The sequence below is a fragment of the Flavobacterium sp. GT3P67 genome (assembly GCF_004349155.1).
Taxonomy (GTDB): domain Bacteria; phylum Bacteroidota; class Bacteroidia; order Flavobacteriales; family Flavobacteriaceae; genus Flavobacterium; species Flavobacterium ranwuense.
In genome coordinates, this window is record NZ_SMLF01000015.1 from 22,993 (window position 1) to 34,900 (window position 11,908).

10 protein-coding genes are annotated in these 11,908 nt (G+C 31.9%); 8 read left to right on the top strand and 2 right to left on the bottom strand.

Features of this window, described 5'->3' with window-relative positions; all coding sequences use genetic code 11:
- The first annotated feature begins 282 nt into the window (after window positions 1-282).
- The 6 genes from E0H99_RS17620 (at window position 283) to E0H99_RS17505 (ending at window position 7,074) form a co-directional block, all read left to right on the top strand.
- Complete coding sequence (locus E0H99_RS17620; RefSeq protein ID WP_131998172.1) at window positions 283-1,827, top strand: DUF2938 family protein; 1,545 nt, start codon at window positions 283-285, stop codon at window positions 1,825-1,827.
- An 11-nt stretch (window positions 1,828-1,838) separates the two neighbouring features.
- A complete protein-coding gene (locus tag E0H99_RS16455; RefSeq protein ID WP_131998175.1) occupies window positions 1,839-2,486 on the top strand; it encodes a class I SAM-dependent methyltransferase in 648 nt (215 codons plus the stop codon).
- Between the two features lie 222 nt (window positions 2,487-2,708).
- The gene (locus E0H99_RS16460; protein WP_131998178.1) at window positions 2,709-3,302 is read left to right on the top strand and encodes a short chain dehydrogenase; all 594 of its coding nucleotides are present in this window, start codon (window positions 2,709-2,711) and stop codon (window positions 3,300-3,302) included.
- 164 nt (window positions 3,303-3,466) lie between these two features.
- On the top strand, window positions 3,467-4,849 hold the full coding sequence (locus tag E0H99_RS16465) for an alginate export family protein (RefSeq protein WP_131998181.1): 1,383 nt from the start codon (window positions 3,467-3,469) through the stop codon (window positions 4,847-4,849).
- Between the two features lie 447 nt (window positions 4,850-5,296).
- Window positions 5,297-6,121: a DUF5694 domain-containing protein gene (locus E0H99_RS16470; protein ID WP_131998184.1), complete on the top strand. Its 825-nt coding sequence runs from the start codon at window positions 5,297-5,299 to the stop codon at window positions 6,119-6,121.
- Between the two features lie 701 nt (window positions 6,122-6,822).
- Entirely contained in the window at window positions 6,823-7,074 is a 252-nt protein-coding gene (locus tag E0H99_RS17505; RefSeq protein ID WP_240723503.1) for a GNAT family N-acetyltransferase, read from the top strand.
- A gap of 57 nt (window positions 7,075-7,131) precedes the next feature.
- Here E0H99_RS17505 and E0H99_RS16480 read toward each other — a convergent pair whose 3' ends face one another.
- Window positions 7,132-7,839 carry a LytR/AlgR family response regulator transcription factor gene (locus tag E0H99_RS16480; protein WP_131998187.1) on the bottom strand — a complete coding sequence of 236 codons (708 nt, stop codon included), beginning with the start codon at window positions 7,837-7,839 and terminating at the stop codon, window positions 7,132-7,134.
- On the bottom strand, window positions 7,836-8,897 hold the full coding sequence (locus E0H99_RS16485) for a sensor histidine kinase (protein WP_131998190.1): 1,062 nt from the start codon (window positions 8,895-8,897) through the stop codon (window positions 7,836-7,838). The genes E0H99_RS16480 and E0H99_RS16485 overlap by 4 nt, the downstream gene beginning before the upstream one ends.
- Before the next feature lie 213 nt (window positions 8,898-9,110).
- Between E0H99_RS16485 and E0H99_RS16490 the strand changes: the two genes are divergently transcribed.
- Both E0H99_RS16490 and E0H99_RS16495 read left to right on the top strand, forming a co-directional pair.
- Window positions 9,111-10,538 carry a C1 family peptidase gene (locus E0H99_RS16490; protein ID WP_131998193.1) on the top strand — a complete coding sequence of 476 codons (1,428 nt, stop codon included), beginning with the start codon at window positions 9,111-9,113 and terminating at the stop codon, window positions 10,536-10,538.
- A gap of 374 nt (window positions 10,539-10,912) precedes the next feature.
- Window positions 10,913-11,908, top strand: a 996-nt coding sequence (locus E0H99_RS16495) for a sensor histidine kinase (protein WP_131998196.1), incomplete at its 3' end; no start/stop codon positions are given.

The window sequence follows — 11,908 nt, forward strand, 5'->3', positions numbered from 1 at the left end:
CGGTTACACTGGGTTATACCTTTGCTTAATAAATAATTTAAAAAAGTAATTGGTATGAAAACAAAAATGAAATTGATTGCAGCACTAAAAATATGGGTTGTAATTTACCCCTCAATCACACTATTTCTTTATCTCTTAAGTAAGTCTTCCTTGGAATTACCTTTGTATTTAAAAACGTTATTCCTTACGCTTATTCTAGTTCCTTGGGTTGTATTCATTGGGGTTCCATTTGTAGATTCTGTATTGCGTCTTCTTTCATCCAAAGTGAATAAAAAATAAACTATGACAAAAAGTGTGAAAACAATTTTAGTTGGTTTAGGAGCGACTGGTTTGATCGATTGTTTTACGTATTTAATTAGCCTTTTTGGTAAAACGCCGCGTGGCATACTTTTTGTTGGTAGATGGTTAGCGTACATACCTAAAGGACAGTTTATTCATCACACAATTATTGAATCTCAGAGTATAGCAAACGAGCTTCTAATTGGTCAGATTGCTCACTATGGAATTGGCATTGCCTTTGCCTTTATGTTGGTAAAAGTATATGGTAAAATGTGGTTAAAAATGCCAAAATTAGGCCCAGCCTTAACTATAGCAATTATAACTTTGGTTCCTCCTCTTTTTATTTTACAGCCAGCACTGGGTTTTGGAATAGCATTCTCAAATATGCCTCAACAAGGTGTCCTCATTTTGAAAACTTCATTTATTCATGTTGTCTACGGGACAGGGTTATACTTAACTGCTATAGCAATAAATAAAATTAACAATGCGCTATTAAAATCAAGAAAATCGATTACAAATAAAGCAGAAGTGGAAACTTCAGTAATGATACCCAGACGAAAATTCATTAAGCAAAGTGGATTATCAATGCTAACACTCGCTTTACCGTTCTCTTTAACAAAATTTTTAAAACACAACAAAATGGAAAATAATAAAAAATTTGATGTAATAATAGTTGGAGGTAGTTATTCAGGGCTTTCAGCAGCCATGGCTTTAGGTAGAGCATTAAAAGAAGTGTTGATTATTGATAGTGGAAAACCATGTAATGCACAAGCCCCCCATTCGCATAACTTCCTGACTCAAGATGGGAATACACCAGCACAAATAGCAGCCCTAGCAAAAAAGCAAGTCGAAAATTATGACACGTTAACCTTTTTTAACGGCTTGGCAAGTACTGGAATAAAAAAAAATAATGGTTTTGAAATTCAAGTAACATCAGGAGAAACTTTCAATGCAGACAAGTTGATATTTGCAACGGGGATAAAAGATGAGATGCCTAACATTGAGGGATTTTCTGATTGCTGGGGAATCTCGATGCTTCATTGCCCATATTGTCATGGTTATGAAGTACGAAATGAAAAAACAGGGGTATTAGGCAACGGTGAACATGGTAATGAATTAGCCAAATTAATCTCTAATTGGACAGATGATTTAACGCTCTTTACTAATGGTAAATCAACTATTACAGAAGAGCAAACTGAAAAATTGAAAAAACATAATATAGAAATTATTGAAAAAGAAATTCATAAATTAGAACACAATAATGGTTATCTTAAAAACATCATTTTCAAGGATGGATCACAATCAGAAATCAAGGCAATGTATTCTCGCAACTCGTTTGAACAACATTGTAAAATTCCTGAATCGTTAGGTTGCCAATTAAATGAAGAAGGATATATCAAGGTAAATCATTTTCAAGAAACTTCTATTGATGGTATTTATGCCTGTGGAGATAATGTAACACGTTTACGCTCAGTTTCAAACTCCGTTGCGATGGGTACAGCAGCAGGAATGATGGCAAGTAAAAAAATGATTCTGGAACAATTTTAATAAAATCAATCATGAACAAATCTTGGGATAGTGAATATAAAAAAATGTGGGAAGAGCGATACAAAGAAAACGAATTTGTATATGGTAAAGAACCAAATGTCTTTTTTGAAAAATGGATCCAAAAATTAAAGCCAGCTTCTATATTGATGCCTGCTGATGGTGAAGGTCGCAATGGCGTTTATGCAGCAAAATTAGGATGGGAAGTAACCTCTTTTGACTTAAGTGAAGAGGGAAAATTAAAGACCTTAGAATTAGCAAAAGAAAATCATGTAAGTATCAACTATATCGTTGGTGACCTAGATGAATTACAATTTGAAAAAGAATCTTTTGACGGTATGGGTTTAATTTATGCCCATTTTGCTGCCGAAAAAAAAGCAACACTCCACAAGAAATTAGATCAATTTATCAAACCTGGTGGCATCATTATTTTTGAAGCTTTTGGTAAAAAACATTTACACTTTAATGAAATTGATCCAAAAGTTGGAGGTCCACGAGATCTTGATATGTTATTTTCTACTGCCGAAATTAAATTCGATTTTGAAAATTACGATATATTATTGTTAGAGGAAAAAGAAATAAATTTAAAAGAGGGCAAATTTCATATCGGAAAAGGTTCAGTTATTCGGTTTGTTGGAAGGAAAAAATATAATTTAAATTAAAATTTGGCAAAAATAGCCCCGAAACTTAATGATTTCGGAGCTTTTTTATTTACTTAAATTCCTAAAAAGCGAAATGTTCCTCAATATAATTGGAAATTTATATGCATTAAGAGGACAAAAAAACTATTAAAATATGTCCTATTCAACTTCATTTTTGTCCTATCCTGCAGGTTAACTCTTGAAATACCTTTGTCAAATAAATAATCAATTAAAATTTAACAAATGAAAATTATCATCGTAGGTGCAACTGGCACCATGGGAACGCATTTAGCAAGTACACTTGAAAAAGAACATGATCTTGTAAGAGTGGCTAGCCAAGGAGGAGACTTTCAAGTGGATATTACTTCACCGAAAGAAATAGAAAAATTCTTTGAAGCGGTAGGTTCATTTGATGCGCTCATATCAACAGCTGGACCAACTTATGTTGGACCTTGGAGTAAATTAACGGACAAGGAGTTTAGACAAGGAGTCGAAGGAAAAATGATGGGACAAATTAACTTGGTGCTTATTGGTCAAAAATACATCAACCCAAAAGGTTCTTTTACATTAATCACTGGAGCTTTAACAGAGGAACCACAAATTAATTTTGCCAATGCGTCAGCTGCCAACGGTGCAGTGGAGGGATTTGTTCGTGCAGCAGCAATCGAATTGCAAAATGGTATTCGTATTAATGCAGTAAGTCCTACTGTAATTGAAAATTCTCCACAATACTTCCCTTATTTCCCTGGTGAAATTCCAACTACAATGAAACAATTGGAATTTATGTTTAGAAAAAGCGTTTTTGGTGCAGGTACTGGACATATAATCAAATCCTAATTCTTATCGCGAAAGCGATCTTACCGTGGGTCATTGTTTGCAATGCTAATGGCCTGCGGTATTTTTTAACGAGTTTCAATCATTTTTCGTCCGGCAGTTAACTGTCATACAGTCAAAATATAATCAATTTATGGTTGGTAATATTTCCAATTTTTAAAACAATTATGAAAACAAGTAACCAACAAATTTGTTTTTTTTTAACAGTCATTACTTTGGCATTCTCTTCCATCAAAGCACAAAATAAAATCAGTCTTGTGCGATATGATGACAATTTTACGCTTCTAAAGAACGACACGTTAAAAAAGGGATTTGAAAAATTAAAATATATCCCATTAGGAGAAAATAAATTTATTTCTTTTGGTGGTGAATTACGCGAACAGTTTCAAATTTATAATAATACAAACTTTGGAGATGTACCACCAACCTATCAAGATAGGTCACCCAATCAACTATGGCAACGATTGATGGTGCATTCTAATATTGAATTGGGAAATCATTTTCGGTTTTTTATTCAACTAAACAGTACACTTCGTCTCTTGAATGACAATCCGATTGTTCCCGAGATTGATGAAAATCAATTAGGCCTACATCAAGCGTTTGCTGAACTCAAACTAACCAATTGGAATTTCAGATTGGGATATCAAGAAATGTACTATGGCAACCATAGACTAATTACTGTAAGAGAAGGACCTAACACCAGACAGGCTTTTGATGGACTTGTAGTTAAACATAAATTCAAAAATGGAACAATTGATTTCTTCGCTGTCTCTAAAATAATTTCCAAACAAAACGTCTTTGATGACTCAAGTATGCATGATGGCCTATATGGTATATACGGTACAAACTATTTTACTAATCACAAAATAGGATTAGATTATTATTTGGTCGATTTTCAATCTAAAGCAAGAAAGTACAATTATCAGTCCGGTTTTGAAGACCGTCAAACCATGGGTTTGCGTTTATTTTCAAACTTAAAAACAATAAACTTTGAATTTGAAGGCGGCTATCAAACAGGCAAATTCAATGATTTAAGAATTGATGCTTATAGCGTATTAGTCGATGTAAATGCAACGGTTTTTCCATCTAAAAAGGGAATTGTTGGTTTTGCTGCTACTTTATCTTCAGGAGATAAAAACAAGGGAGATAACAAATTAAACACCTATAATCTACTATATGCCAAACCTGCATATGGACTAGCAGTTCCTATTGGAGCTAGTAACATTATCAGTTTGTATCCTTACATTAAAATAAATCCGACTCAAAAGCTCAACATGCTGGCTCAAGTATTCTTTATGGCTAGAAATAGCAATCAAGATGGAACCTATTCACCTGGCATGATACAAAATAGACCTAAACCAAATGCATTTTTCAGCTCAGACAAAAAAACGTTGGGGCAATTTTATGTTCTAGAAACTAATTATCAACAAACAAAAAATCTATCTTTCTCTTTTGACGCTTCTTATTTTGACGGAGGAAGCTATCCAAAAGCGACAGGAAATGGTAAAGACGTTACCTATGTATCGTTTAAATCAACATTCAAATTTTAAGTATATATAAAATAGAAATAGTGCTTTTTAATAAAATCAATGTTAAGATGTCTTGCAGACTTAAAATAGTAGTTTGCAGACATCTTGACTTACTTGGCATAGTACATTTGCACCTTTGAATTTATCCTTCGAATTTTGTACCATAAATTATCATTTTAGATTTAAAAAAAAACAATATATAAAAGCAAACTCACACCTATTTGCTAACGATTTTTTATCGTAACCATTTTAAAAATAGCTGTTGTTTTTCGATTAACTTTATATATAAATAATTTAAATAGGGCGGGGCCATCTAAACCACATTTCATTAATTAAAAATAAGTAAAAATATAAAACACCTCATTTAGCTCAGGGAGTTATTACGCAATTTCATATACAATTTTACCGGTATTTTTTTTGTACACTTTAATAATGATCTCTTCTCTAATATCTTAAATTTAAAACATTATGAAATTTAATGTAACAGTACTTCTAACATTACTCATCACAGCTACATTTGCACAACCCCAAAAAAAGATCGAGGTTTTGACATTGGGGTCATTTCATTTTGCTTTTCGAAATTTAGACTTGATAAAGACAAGTACTGATGACCAAATTGATGTACTTGAACCAAAATATCCAAAAGAAATAGAAGAAATCAATGAGCTAATTGCAAAGTTTAAGCCGACAATTATCGTTATTGAGAGAGACCCAATTAAGCAGGCAAAATATGACTCACTTTATAATAAATATTTAGAAGGCCATTATAAGTTAGGACGTGATGAGGTAGAACAGATTGGCTTCAGAATTGCCAGAATGATGAAACTGAAAACTTTGTATTGCGTTAACGATTGGGGAAGTAATTATGAAATGCTTAATCCAGTTTTGGAAGGCAAAGACAGCCTTGAAAATAAAAAATTTATGAATTATTTTAATAAATGCACCGATACTATAAAACAATACTTTCCAAAACCAATTTTTAAAACAAAAGGGATAAGGGCGGAGCTTATAAAAAAAAACAACAGCAATAATATCAAAATGGATTTTGGTACCTATTTGATTGGTGTTTTTAAATATGAAACGAAAGATAATGAATTTTTCGGACCCGATTTTGTGACTGGTTGGTGGTTTAATAGAAATTTGAGGATTTTTAGAAATATTCAAAAAATAAATGCAAAACCAACAGATAGAATATTAGTTATTTTTGGTGCAGGGCATATGACTTTATTAAATTCATTTTTCGATTCTTCCCCAGAATACAAATTGCAAAAAGTTAACGAATATTTAAAATAAAATTCAATTGAGGTAGTCCGTAAAAAAAAACGAAAACTTGATGACTATTTGCAAAGAATGCCTAGCACGAATTAGTTCATGCGGGACAAATTCTTTCTTAATATGAGAACTTTTTAAATGGTAAGCCTGATAATTTGGGATTAAATATTCAAAATAAATAAAGATAAGAAAGACCATAAAATTCTTTTGGTTTAGCCGGACTAGTAAAATGGTGTTAAGCAGTAGTATTGATATTTATGGCTTGATTGTTTTAATATTCAGAACGTTAATTTAAAATTGCGTAAAAAAATCTAATCTACTATTACTATTGTATGAACAACTTGAATGAATAAATTAAAGCAAAAAAGAACAGTGGGTTGGCTGGATTTAGGGTAACAGCTTTCGGGGGATTGTTATGATGATTTGATTTTGGTTAATTAATTTTAAAAATAAGAATCTTTTTTGTTGTCCAAAATCCGCGCTAATCCATTATCCGAAGAACAAAAGACAAAGTATGTCCAAAATGAAAACAATAGAAATTAATTTTGAAGACTTTCTAATAACTACAGACAAAACAAAAATGGACATCCTTGCCATTCACGACTTTTTATCTAATTATTCTGGTTGAAGTGATAATTCCCACCAGAAAAATTAAAAGTAGCTATTGACAATTCCCTAAATTTTGGACTTTTCCTAAAGAAAAGCAAATTGGATTTGCGAGAGTGATCTCAGACTTCTCCACAATTGCTTATTTAGGAGATATTTATGTTTTGGATCAGTATCGAGGAAAGGGCTTTTCAAAAAAACTGATGGGCCAGGTAATCAATCACCCAAATTTGAAAGGTTTAAGACGGTGGATTTTATTGACTTCCACTGCTGATTGGTTGTATGAAAAATATGGATTTGCAAAACTAAGAAAACCGGATTTGTATATGAAATTTTACAATCCTGATATCTATAAATGTATTTTATAATACAAAAACATGTTTTACTACTTAACTACAAAAGCATAATTACCGCTAAATTTATAGTCAATCATTTTTAATAATATTCGAAAAGTGTTCCTTATAGGTAATCCCAATGGGTACACGAGTTTTATTTATAACCACAATAGACTTTTCAATAACCTCAATATGTTTCAATGAAATGATATAAGATTTATGAATCCTTACAAACGTATTAGAAGGTAACATCTTTAGTATTTCACTCATTGGCAGTAGCGTCATAATTTTACCCTTTAGAGTATAGAAAAGCATATAATTTCCTGCAGCTTCTATGTAAAAAATATCATCAGTTGCTATTTTGAATGTTTTTGAACCACTTTTAATAAGTACAAATTGGCTATGCGGCTCGCTATTAACAGACACGGATATCTCTTCTTTTTTTAGAGAAGAAAGGTCATAAGCCTTGTTCACTCCCTTAAGAAATCGATCATATTTTACAGGTTTCAACAGATAATCCACGGCATTAAATTCATAACTTTCTGCTCCGTATTCCGAATAGGCTGTGGTGAATATGATTTTTGGCAGCACAGGCAACGCCTTCAATAATTCGATACCCGATAATTCAGGCATATTAATATCTATAAACACTAAATCTATGGGGTTCTTCAATAGAAAATTCATTGCATTAAATGGATTTGTAAACCCGGCAACAAATTCTAAAAAGGGTGTTTTCTGAATATATCCTGAGATCAATTCAAGAGCCAATGGCTCGTCATCAATAGCTATACATTTCATAGTTGGATTGGTTTTAGCTGTATTTCTAATCGCACTTGAAATAAATGTTCTTCATTCTTAATCTCTAATTGATGTTGGTTTGGATAGAGTAAAAGCAGACGTTCTTTAACATTTTTCATTCCAATCCCCGAATGTTCCTTATTGGTTCCAACAGGACTATTGTTCTTTAAATTTTTCGTTTCGAGTATCAATGTATCAGAATATAAAAAAATAAATATAGACATTTCGGCTTTCTTGCTCAGCATTATACCATGTTTAAATACATTTTCAATGAATGGAATCAGGATCATCGGTGCTATTTTTAAATTTTGAAAACTTCCTTTCACTTCATATTTTACCTGACTGGCAATTTCAGGTGATAAACGCTGCAATTGAAGGTTAATATAATTGTCGATATAATTAATCTCCTTTTCAAGTATCACTTTATCTTCATTGCTTTCATACAAAACGTATCGCATCAGTCCGGATAATTTTTCAATGATGTCGGCAGTTCCTTCATCGTTGCTTTTAATGGCGCTGGCAAATGCCATATTTAATGTATTGAAAAGAAAATGGGGATTGATCTGGGCTTTCAGATATTTTAATTCAGCACTCAATTTATCGCTTGCCAATTGTTGCTGCAATTTCTTGCTGATTAGCCAGTTTTTAGTTAGTCCATATGCTATCGACAAAGACAAAATAAGGGTTTTAGTCTGAAAGTTAAGAAGAATTTCTGAAAAAAAAGGTTCTTTTTCACTCGAAAAAAGAGATATTGTATAAAAATGGTCCAAAATACTATTAATCAAAATAATACCAATATATAAAACAATTAGCAGCGTGATATACAGTCGATATTGCTGTTTTGAAAAAAAACGTGGAATGAGGTATAAAGCATTAAAATAAAACATTATAATACTTAAAATGGTGCTCCAGATCATGGGAGGGTAAATACTGTCATCCTGTTTTCGAAAAGAGCCAAGCGTTCTAACTTCAAACCAAACAAACAGGAAGAAAGACCCCCAAATAATAAAATGTATTACAGGCTCAATTGTAACTTTTAATCTGATTTTTTTTAGCATTTGTAATCGTTTTAGTTGTAAAGATAGTTAGTAAAAATTAAAAAATTGGGGCAGAAAACCTATAATTATTTGTATTCCAGCTATGGCTATTTGTATTGCATTCGTCCATTAAATAGGGTCAGTCCTATTGTTTTTTTGCGTGTACAAATAATTGTTTTTTTTCTTCAAAATTTAATGAGTTAGTTTGTCAAAATAATTATAAACAACTTTATCATGAAAACAAAGACTTCTGTATCGGTTATCCTATTATTTATTGGATTTCTGAGTAGTGCGCAAAATATAAAATCCGATCCTTTGGAAGGTTCCTGGATGGGGAAAACCAATACCAAAGACCTGTCATTGTCAGAATTAGTACTTTTTAGAATTGAATTGAAAAAAGAATTAATCAAAGGCTACATGGATTTTCCTGATAAAAGGTTAAAAGATATCTCACTAGATAAAGTTTGGAGGGTTAAGGATAGTGTATTTGCAGATGCAAGAAAATCATTGGGATGGCCTGATACGGCTCCATTAATTTTTAAAGGAGTAATGATGCCTGGAGATTCTATCGTTGATGGAATGTGGGGTGGCAATACACCCTTAAAATTGAGTCGAACTAACTATGTATTTAAACTTAAAACAAATACAAATCCCCAAGTGGCGGGTTTTAAAATAATTAAATTAATTGAAAGCACCCCTTTTAAAGATCAGCAGGCCACTGGTGATTGCTGGAGTTTTGCCACCACTTCCTTTATTGAAACAGAAGCTATAAGACTAGGAAAAAAACCAGTAGTACTAACTCCGATGTTTTTTGTCAGACCAACTTATATCAATAAAGCGGAGAACTATATAAGAAGAAATGGAAGTAGTTTTTTTGGCGAAGGAGATTTAACCTTCAGCGTAATGAAAGCATACAAAGAATTCGGAGCCATTCCTGAAAGTGTTTATTCCGGAAAATTAGATTCTGATACCAAGCATGATCATTCAGACATGAACAATGCATTATTGGAGAAGGCTAAATTTTATAAAAATTCGCACGGTGACCTGACTCCTGAGATCTACAGAAGGGACATGGATGAAATCCTGACACAAACTTTAGGAAAAGTTCCAGACACTTTTGTTTACGATGGAAAGCACTTTACCGCTGCATCTTTTGCAAAAGAAATGATTGGAATCAATCCAGATGATTATGTGGAAATTACATCATTCAACCACCATCCTTTTTATTCAAAGTTTAATTTAGAGATTGAGGCCAACTGGAATAATAATCAATATTTAAATCTTCCATTAGATGATTTCAGTACCGTAGTTGATGATGCCCTAATGCATAATTATTCCGTTTGCTGGGATGGGGACATCTATGAAGGATTTAATGATGGTTTTGCCGTTTTGGGTGATAATAAAACAATTACACAACAGATTAGGCAGACCGCATTTGATAATCGTACAACCGAAGACATCCATAATATGCATATTATTGGTATTGCAGAGAGTGGCACAGGTAAAAAATTTTACATTATTAAAAATTCAGGCGATGCCAAGGATTGCGGAGGCTATCTTTATATGTCCAAAGAATATTTACTTTTAAAGACGATTTCAGTTATGGTCAATAAAAACGCTATTCCAAAGGGAATCATGAAGAAAGTGGGAAAAAATATTTAATTTTTTATAAATTACCAATTGATAAAATAATAACTTTAATTTTATTTCTTCTATTTATAAAACAATAACAATTTAAGTACTAAATACAATCAAAAGCCGAAACACTTTTTTCGGCTTTCTTAATTTTATATGTAGCAGCAAAAAAACTATAACTAATAAATATGTCAACTTAAATCAAAGCTGTCTTCTTTATAAAGTCATGTTTGCAAAATTCACAAAAGCCTTTGTCAATTTCTTTTTTTCCTATCCTCCAGATTTGATTCTGTGTCTAATTTCCTAATCTTGCAGACAAATATACCCTATTTGAATAATAGATTTTCCATAGACTTTAAAATCGTCGTATTTAGCTCTCCTAAATTACTAAATTTAAATTTATGAAAAAATCAATCGTTATTTTGTTACATATTGGTTTTTGGATGTGCTATTTCCTTTTAATATTAATCATACTAACTGTTTTCTACAGAAGTAGTAGTCATGCAGTCGATCAGACAGCACGAATTGTAAATGCTTTCAATTCACTTCTCCTATTTGCATTTTTTCCTTCGTTCATCACATTTTATTCTTGTTGTTTTATAGTATTTCCAAAATACCTGCAACAAAATAAATTTTTGCTTTCCGCTATTTTCGGTATTTTGATTTCTATAGGTATTTCGATACTATCGTACATTATAATGCGGTATTTTATAGAATCAGGTCGTCTTATTGACATGGATAAAGACGGCATAAACCAAAGGTCTACTGCTATAAATACAATAATGGTTATGAGCTTTATTGCCTCAATTTCCGGTTTGGCGGCCTTAATACTTAAAGGTTTTATTACTTGGGTTAAAGAAATAAAATTAAAAGAAGAATTGAAACAAAAAAATCATGAAACAGAAATGGCATTGGTTAAGGCCCAGCTTGATCCTCATTTTCTATTCAATACACTAAATAACATAGATGTATTGATTTTAAAGGATGCCGGTGAAGCTTCCAACTATTTAAACAAACTATCCGATATTTTGCGTTTTATGTTATACGAAACTAAATCAGATACGATTTTACTTAAAAAAGAAATTGAGTACATTGAGAAGTATATAGAATTGCAAAAAATAAGAACTGCAAATTCAAACTATGTAAGTTTTCAGATAAATGGCGCTACGGATAATAGAACAGTAGCCCCTATGGTCTTTATTCCATTTATTGAAAATGCCTTTAAGCATAGTACAAATAAGAAAATAGACAATACTATAAGTATTGAAATATATATTAATAAAGAGAATATTATATTCTTGTGTGAAAACAAATTCGATCCAACTCGACTACTAAAACAAGAAAGCGATGGTTTAGGGAATGATCTTATTCAAAAACGTCTTAATCTAATTTATCCC